The organism is Gordonia sp. WA4-43, from assembly GCF_020520305.1.
GTDB classification, from domain to species: domain Bacteria; phylum Actinomycetota; class Actinomycetes; order Mycobacteriales; family Mycobacteriaceae; genus Gordonia; species Gordonia hongkongensis.
The window spans coordinates 682,089-704,152 of sequence record NZ_CP084736.1 but is presented as its reverse complement, the minus strand read 5'-3'; the positions used below and the strand labels follow the sequence as shown (position 1 = coordinate 704,152).

Annotated in this window: 12 protein-coding genes, 2 pseudogenes and 1 other annotated feature; of the genes and pseudogenes, 7 read left to right on the top strand and 7 right to left on the bottom strand. The window is 61.3% G+C overall.

Going from position 1 to position 22,064, the window contains the following annotated elements:
• Positions 1–221: 221 nt before the first annotated feature.
• The 3 genes and pseudogenes from LEL84_RS03210 to LEL84_RS03200 form a co-directional block, all read right to left on the bottom strand.
• Positions 222–2,189, bottom strand: coding sequence for a DEAD/DEAH box helicase (locus tag LEL84_RS03210; RefSeq protein ID WP_226513322.1), 1,968 nt, complete (start codon positions 2,187–2,189; stop codon positions 222–224).
• A gap of 125 nt (positions 2,190–2,314) precedes the next feature.
• A protein-coding gene (locus LEL84_RS03205) for an IS3 family transposase (protein WP_226513321.1) occupies positions 2,315–3,597 on the bottom strand; the annotation gives its coding sequence in 2 pieces (ribosomal slippage) (positions 2,315–3,309 and positions 3,309–3,597; 1,284 coding nt in all).
• Positions 3,191–3,319, bottom strand: a sequence feature (AL1L pseudoknot). (Overlaps the previous gene by 129 nt.)
• 49 nt (positions 3,598–3,646) lie before the next feature.
• A pseudogene (locus LEL84_RS03200) lies at positions 3,647–4,327 on the bottom strand (AAA family ATPase); the annotation flags it as partial.
• Between LEL84_RS03200 and LEL84_RS03195 the strand changes: the two are divergent.
• Together LEL84_RS03195 and LEL84_RS03190 are read left to right on the top strand one after the other, a co-directional pair.
• Positions 4,322–5,215, top strand: a pseudogene (locus LEL84_RS03195) (GTP 3',8-cyclase MoaA); the annotation flags it as partial. The pseudogenes LEL84_RS03200 and LEL84_RS03195 sit on opposite strands and share 6 nt — an antisense overlap.
• An 11-nt stretch (positions 5,216–5,226) precedes the next feature.
• Complete coding sequence (locus LEL84_RS03190) at positions 5,227–5,475, top strand: hypothetical protein (RefSeq protein WP_058251628.1); 249 nt, start codon at positions 5,227–5,229, stop codon at positions 5,473–5,475.
• 25 nt (positions 5,476–5,500) lie between these two features.
• Here the strand turns inward: LEL84_RS03190 and LEL84_RS03185 are convergent, their stop codons facing one another.
• Together LEL84_RS03185 and LEL84_RS03180 are read right to left on the bottom strand one after the other, a co-directional pair.
• Positions 5,501–7,336 carry an AAA domain-containing protein gene (locus LEL84_RS03185; RefSeq protein WP_226513320.1) on the bottom strand — a complete coding sequence of 612 codons (1,836 nt, stop codon included), beginning with the start codon at positions 7,334–7,336 and terminating at the stop codon, positions 5,501–5,503.
• A gap of 111 nt (positions 7,337–7,447) precedes the next feature.
• Positions 7,448–9,646: an AAA domain-containing protein gene (locus tag LEL84_RS03180; protein WP_226513319.1), complete on the bottom strand. Its 2,199-nt coding sequence runs from the start codon at positions 9,644–9,646 to the stop codon at positions 7,448–7,450.
• Positions 9,647–9,915: 269 nt separating this feature from the next.
• Here LEL84_RS03180 and LEL84_RS03175 point away from each other — a divergent pair, with 269 nt between their 5' ends.
• The 5 genes from LEL84_RS03175 (at position 9,916) to LEL84_RS03155 (ending at position 17,345) form a co-directional block, all read left to right on the top strand.
• The gene (locus tag LEL84_RS03175; RefSeq protein ID WP_226513318.1) at positions 9,916–11,964 is read left to right on the top strand and encodes an McrB family protein; all 2,049 of its coding nucleotides are present in this window, start codon (positions 9,916–9,918) and stop codon (positions 11,962–11,964) included.
• Entirely contained in the window at positions 11,961–13,247 is a 1,287-nt protein-coding gene (locus tag LEL84_RS03170) for an McrC family protein (RefSeq protein WP_226513317.1), read from the top strand. Before LEL84_RS03175 ends, LEL84_RS03170 begins: the two co-directional genes overlap by 4 nt.
• A gap of 282 nt (positions 13,248–13,529) precedes the next feature.
• A complete protein-coding gene (locus LEL84_RS03165; protein ID WP_226513316.1) occupies positions 13,530–16,157 on the top strand; it encodes an AAA family ATPase in 2,628 nt (875 codons plus the stop codon).
• Between the two features lie 350 nt (positions 16,158–16,507).
• The gene (locus LEL84_RS03160; protein WP_226513315.1) at positions 16,508–16,687 is read left to right on the top strand and encodes a hypothetical protein; all 180 of its coding nucleotides are present in this window, start codon (positions 16,508–16,510) and stop codon (positions 16,685–16,687) included.
• A gap of 409 nt (positions 16,688–17,096) precedes the next feature.
• Positions 17,097–17,345, top strand: a complete 249-nt coding sequence (locus tag LEL84_RS03155) for a hypothetical protein (RefSeq protein WP_226513314.1) — start codon at positions 17,097–17,099, stop codon at positions 17,343–17,345.
• Positions 17,346–17,621: 276 nt separating this feature from the next.
• Here LEL84_RS03155 and LEL84_RS03150 read toward each other — a convergent pair whose 3' ends face one another.
• Positions 17,622–19,136 carry an AAA family ATPase gene (locus LEL84_RS03150; RefSeq protein WP_226513313.1) on the bottom strand — a complete coding sequence of 505 codons (1,515 nt, stop codon included), beginning with the start codon at positions 19,134–19,136 and terminating at the stop codon, positions 17,622–17,624.
• A gap of 3 nt (positions 19,137–19,139) precedes the next feature.
• Positions 19,140–21,680, bottom strand: coding sequence for a hypothetical protein (locus LEL84_RS03145; RefSeq protein WP_226513312.1), 2,541 nt, complete (start codon positions 21,678–21,680; stop codon positions 19,140–19,142).
• Between the last annotated feature and the right edge of the window lie 384 nt (positions 21,681–22,064).

Genomic DNA, 22,064 nt, shown 5'->3' with positions numbered 1-22,064 from the left:
GGCGAACCCTATAGTGTCGGAACTACTGGCTACGACTTCGCTTCTTTGGGCGTCGTCCTCAGGCTCGAGACCGGCTGACCGGTTTGCTTCACTTTCCACAGTGACCATCCGTCCACATGGGACTGCTCGCCATCACCGTAGAACCGGAGCTGCGCTAAGGCAGCCTCATCTGGACCCTCAAACATGCGACGCCCGACAATCGCGTAATCGAGAACCACGCTTCAGTCGTTCGTGTCGAGTACTGCCCCGGGGACAAATCCGACTTCGCACTCCATGTAAATAGGAATGGTGTTGTGTGTCACCAGGTTTCGAGGTCGCTTTGATGTCATGGTGGGAAGGAGAATCTTCCGAGTGCCAAACGGCCGCTGTGAACCCTGTTCAGTTTCACCCTGCGCCTTGCTCTCACCTGCACGACGGTTCACATCCTCTACGCGTGGTCCGCGTTTCCCCTGACCGAGTTCAGGCGTCCTGACCGACACCCCATCTCGATCCTCTGTACGCACTGCCGGGATCGTAACCGGTGCATCGTCCGACTTTCTAGGTTGGACCTCTGGTAGCTGGATTTTCCTAAGTGCGCTGTCACCCAGCTGGACAACCTCGTCATAGTCTCGCTTCATATGGACCGCAATGCTGCTGTTGTCGAGGGGGTCCTCGCCATCTAGACCGAACCGTCGGATCAAAATCTCAGCTTCCTCCGGGTCCAACTCGACGAGCGCGCGGAGGATCTCGTCGACGCCCTTGCACTGCTTGAAACGCACCGCACTCGCAACGACGCTCCGAATATGCGCACTAGCTTGCTGGGTCATCGCCGCACTTTCCGCCACCGTGGTAGTAGCTGTCGCAGCCAACTCGTGCTCATACCTACTCAGCGCCTCACCGTGCTTGTCTAGTTCCGGTAACCATTCCCTCATCAGTGCGGGAACACTGTGGACCTCAATTGTTTCGAGGTGTTGAGCGATCTCGGTGAGCTGCTCGAGGAACGTCCCATGCGCACCGTTCTTCGAGTCTTCAGAGCTTCCCTCGGCGTAGAAGATGAGGAACATCGCGGCACGCCCGTCGGCCTTCGGCCGAAGCACTCGGCCCATGCGTTGAATCATCTGCCGACGAGTTCGGCTCGCAGCAAGGACGATCCCGACATCCGCCTCTGGGACATCGATTCCCTCGTCGAGAACACGGGGAGCAGCCAGCGCTGTGAGACTGCCGTTCTTGAATGATTTGAGGAGCGCGATCCGCTCTTTCCGCGTCAGATCGCTGGTGTATGGGGCCGCTGCCACTCCTTCTTGCAGGAGAGTCTCAGCAGCGGACGCGGCGGCCGACTTCGTCTCGGCGAACGCGAGCGTTCGACTTGATCGTTCGAGCCCAGGCGCAATCTCGGCGAGTGCTTGCTCTTTGCCCGAGAGTGAGGCAAGCAGGTCGCGACGTTCTGAGAATGCTTTGAGGTAACGCCGAGCGGGCCGGACTGACGGATCGCCGCCGAAGTCGTCCTTTGCAAGTAATTGGACGTCTTTGAGGAAGGTTCCGAACGGCTCTGCCCGGCAACCGTGTCGAGAGATGAGATTGGCTCGCTCCGCCCGAGCTACCTCATCGAGGTGGTCATAGCGCGCTCGTTCGCGGGGCGCGAACGGTACTGGCACGAGTGCCACGTTCACTGGCGCGAGGATCCCGTCTTCGTACCCACGTTGATAAGTACAGCCCGATATAACGTTCTCGAAGAACGGCATCAAGACTTGTTCGATGCCGTTGTCCGATCGTTCAAGGGTCGCAGTCAGCCCCAAGCGATGGTCGAATGAGTGGGTCAGGACCTTCGCGAAGGACTCCGCGGCGTATCTGTGCACTTCGTCGGCGACTACGAGCGAACCATCCGGCGGGCGTTCTACGGCGGGCATGACCGCTGATTGGACAGTCGACACAATCACATCAAAGTGACGAAATGAATCCTGGTAGGCGTCGCCGCGTCGCCCCACTCGCAGCGAGTCATCCGCGGCGACGAGCCGTTCGTGCCACTGGCGGAGTAGGTCTCGCGACGGTACGACGACGAGTACTCGGCGACCAACAGCTACCGCTTCCAGCGTGGCTGCGATTCCGACTTCAGTCTTCCCTGACCCGGTGACCGCCTCTATGACGCCTCGTCGTCCTCGTTTGCGCCACTCGTCGAGCGCCTCTTCCTGCCAGGCGCGTAGCTGTTTCAAGCTTTCGCCATCCGCGAGCGAACCCACAGCATCGTGCCGGCCTTCGTCATCTCAACCAGGTGACCGCTTTCCACTAATGCGTTCAGCACGTCCCGTGAATCGCCCCGGGTTTGCTGGAGGCTCGGTTAGTTGGTTCCAGCGTTTGCGGGGACCGGGTTCTCACGGTAGCTGGTGACGGTGTGGGTCGACCAGTAGGCGCTCTCGTACTCGACGGGTGGGACGTGTCCGATCTCGCCGTGCAGGCGGCGGTGGTTGAACCATTCGACGTACTCAGCGACGGCGATCTCGACCTCGCCCACACCTGCCCAGCCGCCTCGCGGGCGCATCACGGGGTTACGGATGCATTCGGCTTTGAACAGCGAGTTGAACGCCTCAGCCATCGCGTTGTCGTATGAATCCCCTTTGGAGCCAACAGATGTCACCGCTTCGGCTTCGGCCAGTCGTTCGGTGTAGCGGATGGCTCGGTATTGCACTCCGCGGTCGGAGTGGTGGATCAGCCCGGCCACGTCGTGGCCGGCACGCGACCGTGCCCACAATCCCATGTTCAGGGCGTCGAGGGCGAGGTCGGTGTGCATGGTGGTCGAGACCTGCCAGCCGACGACCATCCGCGAGAACACGTCCAGGACGAACGCCGCGTACACCCAGCCCGAGTGGGTGCGGATGTAGGTCAGGTCCGCCACCCACAACGCGTTCGGTGCCGCCGCGGTGAACTGACGGTTGACCCGGTCAGCCGGCCGGGGTGTTTCAGCTCCCTCGCTGCGCGTGGTCTTGCGTGTCTTGAGTCTCGCTATCCCTTGCAGCCCATCGGCTTTCATCAATCGCTCGACGGTGCAGCGGGCAACACTATGGCCCTGTCTGCGCAATTGGGCATGCACCTTGCGGGCACCGTAGACGCCGAGGTTGTCGGCATGCACCGCGCGGACCTGGGTAAGGAGCTCCCGGTCACGCACCACACGAGGCGCCTCGGTCTTCTGGGGGCTCAGGTGGGCTCGTACCGTGGACGGAGCGATCTGGGCGGACGTATCGCGCAATTCCGCACAGATCGGATCGACTCCGTGTTCATCGCGGTGAGCCGCGACGAACTCCACGATCAGCGCTGTGGGCGGTCGATCTCCGCCGCAAAGAAAGCCGAAGCCTGCTTCAAGATCGTGTTCGCTCGCCGCAGTTCACGGTTCTCCCGCTCCAACGCCGCGATGCGGTCAGCGTCCTCACTCGTGGTGCCCGGGCGGACCCCGCCGTCGATCTCGGCCTGACGAACCCAATTGCGCAACGCCTCGGGATGGACTCCGAGCTGATCGGCGATCCGCTTGATCGCACCTCTCGACGAATCGGGATCTTGTCGCGCTTCACATGCCATCCGGGTGGCCCGGTCCTTGAGTTCCTCACTGTACTTGCGTGGTGCTGCCATGCTCTCCATCCTTCACAGGTTCGAGAGCCTCCGACAGACCCGGGGCGGTTCACCGTGTCTCGCTCTCATCGAGTCTTGCGATATGACAGGCACGGTCGATCGTCAACGGAACGCTGGACCATGCTGCAGCGACAAGGACCTTCTGAAGAGTCACGTTTGCGGTCGAAGACCCGGCGTTCGAGCTGTCGGATTCGGCTGCTGATCGACGGAAGAGATCGTCCCGGGCGTTCAGGCCTGGCGTGTAGCCACCGTCCTTCTGCCCATCGTCGACCGCGGACTGAGGTTTTCGTTCGATGATCAAAGGGACGGAGTTCTGTACCGCCGACGACGTCTTTTCCTTTTCCGCTGTCGTCACGGGGGCGGACTTGGGGATGTCTTGGTTGTCCGACTCGTCTTCGCAGTCCTCGATCGGAACGATCGTCGGTGGGACATCGGTGTGATCGTCTGGCCGCCGTTCGTCTCCTCGGACGACCGTCGAAACTGTCGAGTTTTCGGTCCCGTGGCTACCACCCGGCTTGATTCCCAAGCTGTCGAGTTCGGTCCAGAGCGTCGACATAGCTTGTACGCGGTCCGCGTAGAACTCGGACTCGCGTACCCGCCAGAAGGTCCATCCGCATCGTCGGAGTTCGATCTCCCGCTCGAGGTCCTCCCGCAGCTGTTCGGGCGTGGTATGGAACGCGTCGCCGTCACATTCCACTGCTAGCCGTGACGCACTTCCAGTGCCGACCAGGTGCTGTCCACCGACGAACTGATCCGGGTGCTGACGGTGGCGGTGCGCGACCTGGGGATCGAGCGCATCCGGTTCACCGGCGGCGAACCACTGTTGCGCCGCGACCTCGAGGACGTCATCGCCGCCGTCGCGGGCCTCCCGCAGTCACCCGAGATCGCGATGACGACGAACGGACTCGGTCTGCCCCGGCGGGTCGACGGACTGGTCGAGGCCGGCCTCGACCGCATCAACGTCTCGCTGGACACCATCGACCCGGTCCGCTTCGCCGAGATCACGCGCCGGGACCGTCTGACGGATGTGCTCGACGGCCTGGCGGCGGCGCGCCGCGCCGGGCTCGACCCGGTCAAGGTCAACGCCGTGGTGCCCGACCGTGGCGATTTACCCGGAGTCCCCGACCTGCTCGCCTACTGTCTCGAGCACGGCTACGAGTTGCGCATCATCGAGCAGATGCCACTCGACGCCGACCATGCGTGGCAGCGAGCGCAGATGGTGACCGCACAGGAGATCCTCGCGACCCTGCGGAAGCGATTCACCCTGCTGCCCGACCCCACGCCGCGTGGGAGCGCTCCGGCCGCCACGTGGCTCGTCGACGGCCACCGCGGCACGCACGGCCCGGCACGCGTCGGGGTGATCGCGTCGGTCACCCGGCCGTTCTGCGGGGACTGCGACCGCACCCGGCTCACCGCGGACGGATCACTGCGCAACTGCCTGTTCGCGACGTCGGAAACCGACGTGCGGCACGCGCTGCGCACCCTCCCCGACGACGAGATCGACGCCGCCCTCTCGCGCCTGTGGCGCGCGAACATGTGGGCCAAGGCGGCCGGCCACGAGGTGAACGCGGCGGGCTTCACCCAACCGGATCGGCCGATGTCGGCGATCGGCGGCTAGGCTCGCGTCCGATGCAGCTCACAGTTCGTTTCTTCGCGGCCGCGCGCGCCGCGGCCGGTGCCGAGGAGAAGGTGATCGACGTCGACCCGTCGACCCCGCTCGGCGCCCTCGAGGGCATCCTCGCCGCCGGAAACCCCTCCCTCGCCACGGTTCTCGAACGCTGCTCGTATCTGCGCGACGAGATCGCGTTCTCCGATCGGACGCGTGCGCTCGGCACGTGCACGACACTCGACGTCCTCCCCCCGTTTGCCGGTGGCTGACGCCACACCCGGGTTGTGACCTTAGTCACATCACGACAAGGTCGATACGGCGGTTGTTCACCGGAATCTGCGGGTTGACGTGGTAACCGCGGGCAACGATCTCGTTGAAGACTCGCTGCTCGAAAAGACTGTCGAAACGAGGGTCTCGCACATCGTTGGATACGTTCTCGGGTACCGGTTCCGACGTAGCGACCGGCCTCGAAGTCATGTGCTCGAGCAGCGACTTGCGGAGATCTCCGGTTCGCAACCGGTCCAGTGTCACCGAGTGGAACAACCACATCTGGTCCTTGGCACGAGAGGCGCCCACATTAAAGCGTTGCTCAAACTCTGTCCGAGTGAGAGGTGCGAAGTTGTAGTCCGGCGCCACCACCAAGGACAGGAGAATCACGTCACGCTCGTCGCCTTGGAAGTCGGGCGGAGTTCCAACCCGGAAGCGACGCTCCTCCCATTCATCTTCCGAGATCTTGCCCCGCAACGCGTTCTGGATCGCGGCCACTTGGCCATGGCCCTGCAGGACAACGACGTCTAGTGTCTTGCCGTCGTATCGCCCGTCATCGAGACATACTCGCACTTGGTCGGCGATGGCCATCGCCTCCGCCTTGTTCGCTAGGGTGGTGCTGCCTTTTCCAGTGACGGTTGCGCCAGCAACATACGTGCTCTGAAGGGGCGGTAGGCGATCGGAGCCGAATTGCCGAACCGGCACCAGCGGAGCGTCCCGATAGAACTGGTTGCTTGACCAGCTGATGATCTCCGGCATTGACCGGAAGTGCTCCCGGAGACGGACGACCTGGCCAAAGCGTGACCGCAAGAGCGAGAAGAGACTCGACCGTGGCGTGAACGTATTTCGGACGTGGTCGGGAAGGTCGCCAAGGTAGTTGTCCAGGCGCGTGAACACATCGTCGAGGCCACCGAAAGCAACTTCGCTTGGCGTGCACTGCTTGTCGTCGCCAACGACGATCACTCGCGGTGCGAGCCATAGAAGGTAGAGATTCGTGATGTCGACCTGGCTGGCTTCGTCCACGATGACGACGTCGAAGGCGCCTGGCTGGGGCGGGATCGACGCGAGTACCTGTTGCGTAGGCATGACCCACGCCGGCACAGCACTTTGCGCCTCCTGCATCGCCATGCGGGCTGCCTGCCGGAACCTCTCAGCGTGCTTGCCGGTTCCCTTTCCGATGCTGCGAATGTGATCGCGGTAGGCCTGAAGCGCCGTAACCTCGGTGGCGCTCATGCGCTCGAGAGCGCTCTTCCACGCCCGTTCTGCCGCCAATCGCGCTGTGAAAGAGCTGATATCAGATGTTGCGGCGTCGAGTTCAGTGCTGAGCTGCGCCTCCCGCCCGGGAGTCCGCTGTTGCTGAACCCACTCGTACGCACGACGCCAGTGCCACGCTTCAGCAATGGTCTCGAGGCGAACACCCAAGCCAGGGTCAGAGAGGTGACCCTGGAGTTCATCGAGCAACGACGGGGCTGCCGTTCGCACACGCTGCACAAGAGCCTGGCACTCGTGGTGCTCGCGCTGTTGTTGCTGCGCACGCAGATACGCGCTCACCGCTTCACCGAACTGATGAGCGGATGCTGCTCGAACGCTCTCGGTGAGCTCGCGAGCTTCGGGCGCTGGCGCCGGCCCGAATGCGTTGCCAAGCACATCGGTGATGCCAGTCAGTTCTTGACGGGCAGATCGGCGCTGCAACTCGAATGTGATTGCGGACGCCGCTTGAGACAGCGTGTCGGCGTCGTTGACGCTACGGACGGCCAGATGCCGCCGAGTGCTCTGATACAGGGTGTCGGTTAGCGCGCGGCAGCTTGCCACCAATCGTTCGATCGACGCGAGGTGTCGACGCAGGATGACGAGGTTGTTCACCTGCGCCGTACGCGAGGAGTCGTCGGCAAGGTGGACGCCGAGATCCGCAAGGATTCGCCGTGCGGACTCGACGGCGTCAAGTCCTTTGAGGTGCGCGACGGCGACCTCGAGCTACTCCGCTCGACGCACCGGCTCGCCGTCGACAATCAGATTGAGTTCGAGTTCGTCATACGCCTTCTGCTCGGCGGAACGACGGAACCGTCCTTTCCACTCAGCGCCATCCTGCAAGCGGGCCATCCACGCCTCTACGATCTGGAGAACCCTACGTGACACGCCAGGTGCATCGACCGCAGCGCTACCGACGGCTCGGTCGCACCGGGTGGCGTCCTCGACGTGGGTGTCGAGTTCTGGAACCCTCGCCCACAGATGGTCAATCTCAGCTGCGAGCACGCGGTTTGCGAGCTGCTGGTAGTCCGGAGACAGCGCACGGACGATGTCGACCGCTTCCCTGAGCGTGCCGCACTGGAGCAGGACCTGCTCGGCGGTTCCGCTGTCGACACTCTCGATAATGTCGACAAGATCCTGAGTCTGAGCTGGAAGATCCAGCGGCGGGCGGTGGACCGCGTCGAAGAGGTTGGTCATGCGATCGGCACTAGGTAGGAGGCTGTCCAGTGCCGGCAGCATCTGCTCCGCGCGAGTCCCATGCTCGGGCGTCTGCAGCTCGAGGAGCCGGACCAAGTCCCGAAACTCTCCGGGCGCAAGAGGCGGCTCGTCCGCGTACAGAGGACCCGGGAGCCATGCGAATCGCTCACGCTGCTCCTCCAACCGTCGCACGATGGAGGCCAGCGTCCCGCTGTATCCCGGAGCGACTTCGGGATGCTGGTACGTCTCCGATTCCCGCAGCGCTCGGATCGCCTCGAGGATTGTCGATCGACGTGCCAACGCTTGCTCGCGCTTGTCGGTGAGGTCGGCGATCGTCCGTTCGGACGCCTCGGGGATGAACGAGGTCTTACGCTCAGCGATCGTCGCGACGCTTCGGTTGAGCTCCTGCGAACCGCCGCGAGCCAGGTCAGTGATGGACACGCACAGTTCCTGCATGTCCGCCGACAGTTTGTCTCGGAGCACTTGCAGCGCCTGTGACTTCTCACTCGTCACCAGCACTCGTTGTCCCCGCGCAAGGAGCGCGGACATCAGATTCGCGATTGTGTGCGTCTTACCCGTACCGGGTGGGCCTTCCACGACGACGCCACTGTCGCCGCCGAGTCGCTCAATGATCTTCGACTGTTCGGCGTTGGCGGGCAGCGGGAACAGAGGGTCCTCGGCAAGCTCGCTCGGCGCGGTAGCCCCGGTGGACTCAAGCCACGCGACGCGCTCATCAGCCTCAATCGCGGTCACGAGCTGCGCTAGTCCGAGCGGCGTCTTCGCAGACACCTCTTCGGCCTGGCTGATCATCTGGTTGTAGTACTCGACCAGCGCAAACGCGCCACGCTTCCGCAAGACCAGAGCGGGTGCGAGGGCGAGCGAGACCTCACCGGTGGTCGTGGAAGGTTCGAGCTCGTCGGTGACCGGGATTTCCAGACCGAGCGCACGAGCCGCCCAGGTCTTGAGAAACACCTGGATCGACTCGTCAAGGGGTGAGCTCGACTCCCTGAGCTGCGTAAGGAGTGTCCGGCTCCCCGATTGGTCAAAGATCTCGAGCCCCGTGAGGAGCTCGCTGTCTTCCAGTCGACAGGAGGAAAGCTCGACAAACCTCACCAAAAGGTCACCACTGGTTTCGTCCCGCTCGATCGTCGCTGCCTGCGTGACGAGATGGGTATTCACACGCGACCCGTCAGCCTGTTTTGACGGCAGGGACAGGAGTCCGGATGCGACGACAAGCTCCACCGACTCGGGCCTCGCCGCGAGCTCATGCATCATGTCGGTCAGAGCTTGGTAAAGCTCATGATGAGGTCGACGCTGCCGATCCGTCTGGGCCCACATTGACCATTCCTGGTGCCAGCGCTGGTACGCGGCGCGAGCTTCAGCAACCTCGGATTCAGGCGTCAAACTATTAGGACCGGGCTCTCGGAATTGAGGACCGGCGGTAGCGCTGCGGTCGACAGCCCCTGGATCGTCAACCCAGGTCAGTAGCGTTAGAGGCAGCTCGGGAGGCTCTTCGAGATGCACTCGCGGCGCACGAACAACCACATCGCCGGCCGTTGCTGCACGTTCGACCTGGTAGGGCGTGCTTCCAGGGAAAAGCCAGTGGTGTTCCTCGTGGTCCTCAACCCTCAGCACGGGTCGTGTCCGGGCCTTCACCATCTCCCGGAGGAACTGCATCAATCTGCCAACGCGATCCTTGAGGTCGACGTCGTTCTCTCGACTGGCCACTAAAACCCACTAACTCAGGCCGCGGCGTCGCGGCTCGCCATAATCGAGAGTCACAATAGCTGGCGGCCGTGACAGTTAGCGCGGGTAACTGTCGTCCGACAGGGTGCCTATCCTGGCTTCTCAGGGTGGACGCCCTTGAATTCGATCGTTCAGGGGACATTGGAGTGGCCCGTTTGTCCTGTGGCTACCGACCCGACGTCGCATTTGGGCTCTTGAAGAGGTCTCGCGACTAGCTGTTCTACCTCTCGTCGATGAGGTATGCACTCTTTGTGGAGTTCCAAGCAGCAGTAGCAACCTATGTCGGACAACGCCCCGCCGATCTGCGGGAACGACAAAATACCCAGCATGAAGCCTTCCTGGACCGCTTTCCCATCTCGCGATGGCTGGATGGTGACATCGAGCTCGATGACTACGCGCTGAACACCCCGGACTTCCGCAACAGCTACTCCTACTTCCTGGAATGGGGCACACCGAACCTAGGCTCCATCAGTGGAGGTAGCTCGCACAAGCACGTCATCTTCAAGCGAAACAGCGGTGGGTGGGCTTATCCGAGCGGGTACAGCGACGTCAGTGAGGCGTGGGCTGCACTCAAAGCAGGCTTTCGCACCATGCTTGACCTCGCACAGAACAACGACTGGGCGTCGACCTCCGAGATCGACATCTTGCGCGGTGCCCGAACCGTGCGCCTGAAGTCGTTGTTTCTCTACTTCCCGTCGCAAGTGCTACCCATTTACAGCCATACACACCTCGTGCACTTTGCTCAGTCCCTCGGCCTCGCACCGACTGGTGACACCATCGACGTGAATCGTCGTCTCTTGCAGCATCTTCGGAGTCTCAACGAGTTGTCAGAGGTCGATCCACTAGATTTCATCGGTCTGCTGTACGGATGGAATCCGCCTCCGGGTTACAAGACGCCGAAGTACTGGAAGATTGCCCCCGGTCCCGGGGCGAAGTTCTGGCCCGAGTGCGAGGAGGGCGGCTACATCTGTGTCGGCTGGGACGAGATCGGCGACCTGACAACCTTCGACAGCGAAGACGACTTCAAGGAGCGCTTCGCATCGCTATACGCCGCGAAGTACAACGGTTCAAAGTCTGCTCTCACTCAGAAGGCCAGGGAGCTATGGAACCTCACCCAGATCGCGGACGGCGACAAAGTCATCGCCAATCGTGGTACGTCCGAAGTGCTCGCGATCGGAACCGTGAAAGATCCTGGCTACCAATGGCGTCCTGACCGCAACGAGTATCACCACACGATCAATGTCGAGTGGGATCTCGACGAGGCTCGCAAGCTCGCAGAACCGGTCAAGAAGTGGGCTCTCACGACGATCGCGAAGATTCCTTCGACGCAGCTGGATAAGCTCCTCAATTCTCAACAGCCGGCCATTGCCCCGCATGACAAAGACGGTATAAGTACCGACGACGAGCTTCGCTTTACAGACTGGAATCGCGTCCTCGAACGTAAGGGCCAAGTTATCTTCTACGGTCCTCCAGGAACCGGAAAGACGCATGCCGCCAAGGGATTTGCCAAATGGATACTCAAAGACCAAGCCCCTACCGAGGACTACCTCACAGAGGTCACCTTCCACGCGTCGTATGCATATGAGGACTTCGTCGAGGGATTCCGGCCTAAGCAGGGCGCGAAAGACCTGACACTTGAGCTTCGCGATGGCATCTTGAAGCGGATCGCCACCCGAGCGACGAAGGACCAAGGCAACCGCTACGTCGTAATCATCGACGAGATCAATCGTGCTGACGTGCCACGCGTTTTTGGCGAGCTCATGACCGTCGTTGAGAAGCCTCGACGAGGCGAACGGGTCCTCTTGCCTACATCAGGCGAATTCCTCTCTATACCGACCAATCTCATCATTCTCGGCACGATGAACACGGCCGATCAGAGCATCAGAGCACTGGACGCCGCGCTACGTCGGCGATTCGGATTCATCGAACTCATGCCTGAAATAGAGCTCCTGGTTGGAACGGTCATCGATGATCTGCCACTCGATCAGTTCGTCGATGAATTGAACCGTCGCATAACAAAGCTCGCTGGGCGCGAACGACAGATCGGGCACTCATTCTTCCTCACCGACGGAGTACCGATCGATGCGACAGCTGCGTTCGCCGATGTTGTGCGCACTGAGATCGTTCCCCTGCTACAAGAAATCGTGTACGACGACTACACGCAGCTCCGTGAGTTCCTCGGAAGCACCGTCGTCGATGCAGCGGAACAGCGGCTTCACGCAGTAGTGGGCGACGACGCTCAGCTCGTGGCGGCGCTAGCAGCAGACTTCGACATCAAAGCTCAGACAACTGCCGAATGATCGAACTCGAACTCCCGGAGTACGGCGCGATAATCGCGCAGCATCCCCCGATACTGATCGACCAGCAGGAGCGAATCACCGCAGACTTGGGCAAGAAGCTGAGCGTTCGGTGGTTGTCCAACGACCGCGTCGAGGTAAAGGCAACTTCTTGGGTAGGAACTGTTCAGCTGACCGACAGCTTGCGAGTGCGAGTCATACCGAAGCTTGCAGGTGGATCTCTCGGTGTCCTGACTATGTTGGCGCTTACGGACGGCGCGCCTCTTCACGAGCTGCCAACGTACTACCGGGGCCTGTCGACCAACGACAGTGAAGATGCAGTTCAGCTGCTGTGCCGGCTGACCGTCCGTCGCACCGAAGACACCGTACGGCGAGGGCTGATCCGGGACTATCGCCCGCACCGCGATGACTTGCCCTATCTGCGGGGGCGGCTCGACGTGTATCGCCAAGTCACTCATCACTATGGGCGACTCGACGCTCTGTCATGCAGTTTCGACGAGTTCGACCACGATGTCATCGAAAACCAAGTATTGCTGGCAGGTGTGCGAGTGGCACGAAGAGTCGCGTCAGACCCGGACATACGCCGTCGAGCGGCAAGTCTCTCAACGTATCTCGCGACCGGCGTCCGCACGCTTCCATCGAACAGAGAAGTCGTGGCCCGACCGATCGTCTATGGGCGGAGAACCGAACATTATCGGGCGGCACATACGTGGTGCCGCGCACTCTTATCCACTCAACAAGTCGACGACAGCGTGGTTGGTGGATCGCTGGCCGTCAACGCGTTCTTGATCAACATGAACACGCTGTTTGAGCGGTTTCTCGAGTGGCTGGTGACCGCTTCCCTCGACGGCACGCACATCAATGTTCAGAAGCAGAAGCATAATCGCTCGCTCATCACCGTCAACGGTGTCCCAAGTCGGTCGATTGCTCCAGATATCGTCCTGCAGCAGCAGGATTGGCAGTGTGCCGTCGACGCGAAGTACAAGCGTTACGACATCAAGGACGTCTCTCCGTCCGACCTATACCAGCTCTTCCTCTACGCACAGTGCTACACCGGGCTCGGCACTGTCCCAACATCTTTCCTCGTGCATCCGACGATATCCGCGCTGACCACGAACAAGGTTGAACTGACTGTGCCTTCGGACAGCGAAGCGCGCAGGGTGCGGGTGCAGGTGATCGGTGTCCCGCTCGTCACCCTCGTCGAGGAACTTCGGACCGGTGTTTCTGACGTCCTGGCACGAACGACAATGCAGTTCCGGTCACTATTTGACGCGACAACGGAGTAGCCATGTCAGGCCGCGACTACTTAAGAGACACAGGGTCTTCGACCCACAGCAGGGAGCTATGCCGAAGGATTGCATCCACTTCTGCGGTGGTCGGGGCACGAGACCCGTAGCAAATCGCCGTGCCTGGAACGTTCGCACGAACATGGACTAACCGCAGGATGCGCTCATGCCGGCGCCTGGTCTACTTCGGGAGCGTGCCGCGAAGTAGACGTGCGGCCGAAGTCCACGAGATGTCGGTCTGGTATGCCAAGCTCACAGACTGCAGCATGCGAAAGGACACCGATGCCTGAGACAGCCCCAATTGGCGAGAAAGCGCTCCTCGATACCGTCTGGGACCTGCTCGACGCCGACACCGACCTTGCGGACGACGCCAAGTATCTCGTCATCGCGGCGCTGGAGAGCGAACAGGCACTCGCAGGACAGCTCGGCGGCGACACAGCCGCCCGCGGTCGGACAGACTCATCGGCCGTGTCGCAGGACCCCGCTGGTGCTTACCTGCGCGAGATCCGAGTCCGCGGGTTCAGAGGCATCGGACCGGAGGCGACCCTCTCGGTGTCCCCCTATCCGGGAATTACAGTCATCAGCGGACGCAACGGATCAGGAAAATCGAGCTTCGCAGAGGCGTTCGAATATGCGCTGACCGGACAAAGCTATCGATGGCGCAACAAAGCCAAGTTGTGGGTCGACTCGTGGCGCAATTTGCACGACGGAAGCCCCTGTGAAGTTCGCGTCCAGTTCACTGTCGAGAATGGACCGCGCACTTCCATCGGCGCAGAATGGGCGGCCGGCGCCGAGCTTGATCAGGCAAAACACTGGTCGCAGCGTCAAGGCGAGAAGCGGCTGGACGGTGTTGGCGCACTCGGGTGGTCCACGGCAATCGAGATCTACCGTCCGATCTTGAGCTACGACGAGATCGGTGGCCTACTCGAGCAGGAACCGTCGAAGCTTTATGACGCCCTCGACAAGCTCCTGGCCCTCGACGAGATCCAGGACGCCGAAACCCGTCTCACCGAGAAGTACAACAACCGGCGCCAGCCGCGTGATGCTTCAAAGAACGCGAAATCGGCGCTGAAGAAGCGGATCATTGATGCCACCGACCCTCGGGCAAAGTCCTTGGCTGGCCTGCTCCGCCCTCGCGAGCCCGACCTTGAGAAGGTATTCGCGCTAGCTTCAGGCACGGACTCCTCTACGTCGACGTTGTCGCAATTGAAAGCGGTTGTCGAGCTCGAACTTCCGGATCAGAAACTCGGGGCCGCGACTGCGGTTCGACTGCGCGACGCACTTGCCAACGCGCGGACACTAGGTGACGACACATTACGCCGCACGGAACATCGGTCTGAGGTCTTGCGTGTTGCCCTCCAATACCGCAATTCCGAGGGTGGCGATGTCAAATGTCCGGTGTGCAACGAGTGCTTGCTGACCGACGACTGGGCGGCGCACACTCAACAGCTCCTTGACGACGAAAACTCGCAGCTTGCGATATACCGAGAGGCACGTGAACAGGCCCTGCAGAATGAACGCGATGCTCGCGAGCTCATTGCTGCCCTTCGGGACGTAGCACAGATTGACGGAGTCCATCTAGCGACGCTCGCGACCTATCGCGAGGCTTTCGCTGCGGTCACCAGGGTCCCGGCGACCGTCGAGGACCTTCCTAACCACCTCGAGACCCGCATTCCGCAACTGGTAGATGCGCTGGCCGCACTTCAGCTCGAGACATCGAAGGTGCTCACCGAGCGCGAGGACACCTGGGCCCCTCTCGCTCAGCAAGCCCTGGAATGGGTAGCGCTGGAACGCACGGCGAGAGAGGCCTCGTTTGAGCTACAGCTACTCGAGCAGGCACGCGACTGGGTGCGCTCCAATGCCCAGGCGCTGCGAAAACAACGACTCGAACCCATTGCCGAAGGGGCGCGGTCCATTTGGGCACGACTGCGCCAGGAGAGCGATGTGGACATCTCTGAGATTGCTCTCGAAGGCGCACGTACTCGCAGAAAGGCCGTGCTGAGAGGGCTTGTAGACGGGCGGGAGACTGGCGTGCTGTCGGTGATGAGTCAGGGCGAGCTTCACGCCCTCGCCCTCGCGCGCTTCCTGCCTCGTGCCACCGCTCCGTCCAGTCCGTTCCGGTTCATCGTCCTCGACGACCCGATCCAGGCCATGGACCCCGCCAAGATCGACGGATTCCTCAACATCCTGCGGGATCTCGCCCAGTCGCGGCAAGTGATCGTCTTCTCCCACGACGACCGACTCGCCACCACGATTCGCCAACGATCGGTCGACGCACACCTCATCGAAGTCACTCGCGAGTCCGGTTCGAAAGTCGTCGTCAAGAGCGCCGACGACCCCGCCCGACGCTACGTCGATGACGCGTTCGCTGTCGTGGCCGACGAGAACATTCCCGAAGACATCAAACGCCGCGCGTGCCCGGGACTCTTCCGGTTCGCATCGAATCCGCAGCGCGGCAGGTGTACTTCACGCGCCGCAATGTGGAAGGCATGCCGCAACAGGAGACCGAGCGAATCTGGTCAGAGCTCACGAGCGCCACCGCGTGCGTTGCACTCGCTCTCCACGACGATCCCAAAGCCGACGTCTCGGGGTGGCGGTCCTGGCGCCCATATCGGGCCACCGCGCTATCCGTTGCCACCAAAGGGGTGCACCAAGGCGCGACCATCACCAAGAACGAAGTCAGCGACCTACGCAAGACTGTCGAGGACATCTTGGAGGGCAAGTGACGCCCGCCGAGTTGTTGGCCTATGCAGATCGGCTACTTCAGGGCATCGGGATCGCCGGAGACACCTCCCGTCTTGCCGCGCTCCTCGCGAGGCAAGCACTCGAGATGATCGTCAACGAACGATGCGTCGCGCTCGGAGCAGACTGCAGCCGTGCGTCGATGCGGTCCCGGCTTGCGGTCGTTAGGGCACTGGACGACCGGAACGTCGCCGACGCGCTCACATCTCTGTGGCACCAGCTGAGCGCATGCTGCCACCAGCACGCTTACGAACTGTCACCGACGACCGCGGAGGTACGCGAGCTGTGTGACCGCGTGTCCCTGGCGGTGCCGTCGCGAGATGAAAAGGGTTCCCGAACATCGGATCCAACGTTGTGCTCGCAGCGCTGAACTACTGTGTTTCGCCACAAGCGCGTGATGGAGGCAGCGCTGTAAGCAGCTGCACCCCTCCGGCAGCCCGACAGATCGGTACCTCAATTTGACCGCCTTCCAGGCGTTCTGAGTCACGCAGGTCCCGGAGACAATGTACTTTCTCGGTATGAGCAGCACTGAACGCTTTCTCACTGCGGGCCAGGTCCTCACACGCGCTGAGTTGGAGGAACAGGTTAGTCCACAACTTGCCGAACTGAACGAGACTCAGGGCAGTAGTTTCTCATTCGAGGACTACCTCACGGAGTCGCTGCTGACGGGAACGATCGAGACCGTCGCCGGAGACTGATTCAGAGGCCCTTTGCTAACCCTCCGGCGCGCGCCGAGCACACCCGTTGACGCTTTACGGACATTCCCTTTCGACCATAACTCGGCGTCTTCGACCCTCGAATGACTAGACCGGTAAGACTGGCACCCCACTCAGCAAGAACACGGAAGCGCAGGCAACCTACCATGAACGCCAGGTACGCGTCGGACGAGAACACTCCGCCGGCCGATCCCGACAACCCCTCCGACCGATGGGACCGGAACAGCTATAGCCGCAGGTTTGCCCACCTTCACCGCACCAAGCTATGCAGCGAGGTCGACGATCAGCGTCGCGAGCTCAAATGCGTCCACAATGACGAGCGCTAGTTTGTACTGGCCCTAGAGGCTAAGTACGTGGCTGGCCTCAGAGTGCGGGGCGGGGCGGGGCGGCGGTGGCGGTTGCCGATTTCGCGCCAGCCACCGCCGGCGGGAATCTTGCCCATCTTTTTGAGTTCGACATGCATGAGATCACCGGGGCTGTTGGTGGTGATGCGACTGATCATGCGCCCAGTAGAGCGGTCCAGCCAACGCAGATGGACCAGGCCGTCGAGGGCCAGAAGCACATTCCCGAAGTGGACGAAGTCAGAATAAGGACACGGGCGATGCGCGCCGGCCCCGGTTGGCGGAAACCCGAGAGTTGACAGTGCGGGTCGGTGTGCGGATCGGGCTGCTGCTCCGGTTAATCACCCCGTGGACCAGTCACGTCCTTCGGCTTTCGTGCTCGACCCCCGTGAGACCGGGGCACTCCTAGGCACACGACCGAGCACGTACACAAGCTAGCCGCCCTCAGCCCGGCTCTCGAAGGGTAGAAAGGCGTCAGTGCCGCTCATTTAGACGTGGCCGATGGGCGAAATCTTCACGGCGACAATGAGGACGATCCCTGCGATGACTAAGCGCGCTACAGCGTCCCCGCGATCCTACCGAAGGGCATTGTGTCGAACAGTAATCCTGCCTACCGCAAATGTCGACAGAATCCGCTGATGCGTTTGTCTCGGCAGATTTCGGTTTCCCGGTTCGCCAAAAGGAGTCCCCGGTCGTGCGGGAGCTTCGTCGAGCAACTGCATCAACCCGGGTCTGGCCAGCATCAGGAGCCCGTGTGTCGCACGGGTGCACGTGACCGCGAGCCTGCCGAACGCGGAGTTGAACTCGTTCAGATCAGTAGCTCCGTTGAGCGGGTGGATAGCGACAGTTATTCCGTTGGTCTGTCCTTGCCACGAGTCGACCGTAGAGGCGACCAACTCAGTTTCCGACAACCCGAACTTTTGCCGCAGCCGATCGACCATGTCTTCGGCGTCGTCGACAGCCTGGTTCCGTGTCGCTAGGACGACCACGAGTGGATCGCCCTCGCTCTTCCCCGGCCGCGCCTTGGTCACGCGCCGAGTTGGAGTGCCAGCCGAATCGTATTCCCTTCGCTCGAGCGAGAACTTGGATGACAGGAGCTCCTCTAGGAGACGCTCGATCACGCCGACCAGCGGGAGGTCAATATCTGCAGCTTCTGCCACCGGCAGGCCATTAACCTCAAGGAGTGTCGGGACGCCAGTACCCACTTGCGTCCAGATCGACAGCGCATCCCCTGTTAAGCCATCTGCATGCAACACCCGATCACCGGGTGCTGCCACACAATTGAGAGTGTCCCATTCCGGGTAAAAGGCCCGCCAGAGGTCGAGTTGTCCGGCGGCTGGCCGCCAAACTGATGGGAGCTCCCTAGCCCACGTTTCTTGGTCATCGACATAGTCAGTTGGCCAGGCCCTATACGGGTTATGGCCTGGGTCTCCACGCCAGGGGTTGTCGCCGACTTCGAGCGGAGGCAACTGTCCGACGTCGCCGACCCCGACCGTGAGGGGTGCAGCTTTGGCCACCTTGTCGAAAAGGTAGTGCGGAAGTTGCCAGGCCTCGTCGACGAAAAGGACATCAAACGCTGACGAACCACAGTGAGCAGGGCCGAATGTCGATATCTGGCGAGTCAATTCGTTGATCGCGCCGAGCTTATGGCTTGTCGAAACAATGACTTCGCAGGATGCAGGGATACTAGTAGTAGACGTCGCCACTTCAACGCATCGGTGGGCCTCGTCGGGGATTTCGTCCCATCGCTTTGCAGAGACAAACAAACAAACTTTCCGCTTTCCCAGCCGATTTCCCAGCGCGATTGCCAAAGGATGAATCTGCTTATTGGTGAACGCGACCACAGCCACTCTCTGGCAACTCGGATGGTCAACTGCGTTACTCACCAGCTCCTGAAGTGCGAACGACTTCCCCGCGCCGGCAGCAGCCTTCAGAAGCACGCGTTTCACATCAAGGCTTCCAGTAAGGCTGTCGCGCAGAACGCCGACCGCCTCTTTCGTGATGGCAGCATTACCTGCTGCAGCTTGAGCATGATGAACGCGGGTACTGCCGCCATCACCGGAACTCGGTATCGAGAACGCAACTGTCACAGACTAGTCCAAATCATCGATTGTAAGAGTGTCAGGAACCGCGCTGACAGAGCTCTGGACCGCATCTCCAGTCGTAGCGCGGCGGGGCGACACCTCAAAGGCATCACCGTCGATGACTGGGGGCCAGGTTTCGGGATTGAGCTCACCGTTTGCGCGGCGCCGCGCCAATTTGTCTGACCATTCCGCCTCATTGATATCGTGGGGCTTGCAACACCATTGATGCACCTGGGGGGATTCGCTATAACTGCTGTTCGTGCATGCGGGCGTGGGCGCCATGTTGGTGTCAGGAGTCGGCCGGGTGATGTTGAGGTGGGTATTCCGCTTGTTGTCGCAAAACCAAGAAAAGTCCGCGACCACAAGCTCGTCATCAATATCGACACTCGGCGAGTTTGCCGGGGTCCACGTAAATCGGCTCGCAGCCGGCGTCTCAGCGATCGGCCCGATCGCGAGGCCACCGATCTTGAAGCTTCCCTTCTGATGGTCAACGGAAACGCCGCGCTGCTCGACACAAGCATGATCCCCGTTGTGTAGGAGAACAATTCGCGCGCCGTCGCCGATTCTGCGCGATGCGATTTCTAGGGTCAGTGGGTGAATCCCCACTACTCGAGCGAAGGCCACCTGCCGGTTCCCGGGATCTCGGGCCAGGTCGCGAGCAAACTGCTTATTCGATAGCGAGAGTAACTGAGCTCGGCAAATCCCATCACTTTCGATTACTGGAACCAAGGAGTTTCTCCAGTGGCGATAGGTTCGGCCGAAGCGTACGAGGTCGGATGCGCGGAGTTCTAGGCGCCGTCGCCACACCGCTTGAGCATCGCCCTCGATCGCGCGATAGGTCTCAAGCAGCGAGGAGTCATCGAATTCGTCCAACACCGTGAACGTGCGGTCGAATACATCCTGTTTGTAGTCAAGTTCCTGCCCTACAAGACGTCGATAACTTTGAAGGTTCTTTCTCGCGCGCTCTCGACTCGATTGCCGCCCGAAACCTGTTTGAGCGGCGTGGATCGTGTCGGATTGACCACTGGTGAGCCGCGCTCCTGGTGTGTGTGCAGACGCCTCAATCTTGTCCTCGACGTCTCGGGAATAAACCGTCCCGTCGATTAACGTCTCTGCCCAAGAGAGCAGATAGTCAAGACGAAGAGATGCAACGGCGGGGCCGCCGGTGACCACATGCCCCGCGAGGACCGATCGTAGATCCACGACGGGCGACCTCAGTGTGACTGCGCGTGAACGGTCTTCCTCGAGTAGAAACGACACAGCAATGCGTTCGTCGTCGGTGAGGGCCGCGGGTATCACTGCGGGCTCGCCGTTGAAGGTGAGCGGCTCACGACCGGCCTCCACGTCTCGGGTCCAACGTAGTCGGCTCAACTCGACCCCGGCGAGGTTGTCTGCGATCGAGACGAGGACGTCAGCGGTCAGTTGGTCGGGCACCACAAGATGTATAGGGCTAGGGGCGTTTGGGTTCTCTTTCTGCTGCGTAGCCATCGCAAGGTCGATCTGACGCCCTATTGTTCGCATTAGGCGTCGTCGCGTCTCCGGCGATTGGGGGTCGTCGAAGACTGTCTTCGACCAGGCAGTCGACGCCTCAGAAGTTTGCCGGGCAATGGAGACGCCGTAGACGCCGAGCGCAGCACTATCTGACTTTGCGATTGCAACGTACACATTGCCAGGGAGGCCAATCGGATCCGTACGGCGCTGACCCGTCACTTCGGCACGACCCGTGATTGTCGCCTTCACATTTGCGTGAACAGAAGCGGGCGCCGTCGTCTGCGCCTCCGAGTTGCCAAGTAGCGGCACTAACAGTGCGTGATGATCCTTCGGGATCCCTAGTTCGACCAACAGATCGGATCGGTTGGATGATGTTCGAAGTTCATGGCGACAGTAGGCAAATAAAGTGCAGGTAGTACAGGTCGACGGATCGAACTTCGCTCTCAAGTGCTCAACGTAATCACTTACGTCCGTCGCCTTCTTGTAGGCCGATCGGCTCGACTCAGCGATACGTTCGGCGACCCGCATTCGGACCTCTTCTCGGTGGTCCTCGAGAAGCTCAACAACCGCCTCCGGCTGGAGGAACGCGTTTCGTGGCACTGCTAGCACCCCGTGGGTGTGGACTGCCATGTCGGTTGGAAGTCGCGACCACTGAGCGGCGGCCTCGGCACCAAGTGCAACTTGAAGGAACCCCTTAAGGAGCCGGCTGTCCTCAATCTTGCTTCGAACCCGTTCGTAATCCTTCGCGTCGCCCATGATCAACCAGGACCGATCGGAACCTGGCTGCGGCGCAACGATTGCGAAGTCAGGTTTGACCTCGGATGCGTCAGCGCCTTCGAAGCCCGGAAACGGCAGCGCCAAGGCATGGATGAGGGTTACCGCATTCTCTCCGCTCGCTCGGATGTGCGCTTCGTCGAGCAACTGCGCGGTCTTCGTGTTGCTGACGTCGGCATTCACCGTAATGACTGCACTGGGACGGGCGAGGCCTAGGCGGCCCACAGCTGTCGTCGCCACTTCACTCGCAAATCGTCGATCACGCACAAGCCTCTCGAAGGTCATCGCGCGCATCCACCGTGCCTCTGGAATCCGGCCTGAATCGTCGGCGAAACCGATCTCTCGAGCGAGAGCACGGCGAGTGCGACCCGTGACCAGTGGATCAGTACCTCGAAACCTTGGGCAGGCAGCGTGCGACGACGCAGCAACTGCACTCGACCCGCCACCCAAAGACGCCTGAGCCATTCGCTCCTTCTAACTACGTTGTGGACTGCCAGCCTGACACTACTTGGCTGGACCGACAGGCGAACGAGTTAACCGTCGTGGTGACGAAACGACATCACTATCGGACTAACGAATGCCGTAGGAAGCAGCGGCGCCCGGCGTAGACCGTGACACGGAGAAGCCGACTGAGACTCACCGCAGCGCGCTACCTACGCACGCCATGCC

Bases quoted from the DNA above. Each gene is read 5' to 3' on its own strand.
- LEL84_RS03190 (WP_058251628.1), top strand. From the start codon at position 5,227: ATGCAGCTCACAGTTCGTTTCTTCGCGGCCGCGCGCGCCGCGGCCGGT.
- LEL84_RS03170 (WP_226513317.1), top strand. From the start codon at position 11,961: ATGATCGAACTCGAACTCCCGGAGTACGGCGCGATAATCGCGCAGCAT.
- LEL84_RS03165 (WP_226513316.1), top strand. From the start codon at position 13,530: ATGCCTGAGACAGCCCCAATTGGCGAGAAAGCGCTCCTCGATACCGTC.
- LEL84_RS03160 (WP_226513315.1), top strand. From the start codon at position 16,508: ATGAGCAGCACTGAACGCTTTCTCACTGCGGGCCAGGTCCTCACACGC.
- LEL84_RS03145 (WP_226513312.1), bottom strand. From the start codon at position 21,680: ATGACCTTCGAGAGGCTTGTGCGTGATCGACGATTTGCGAGTGAAGTG.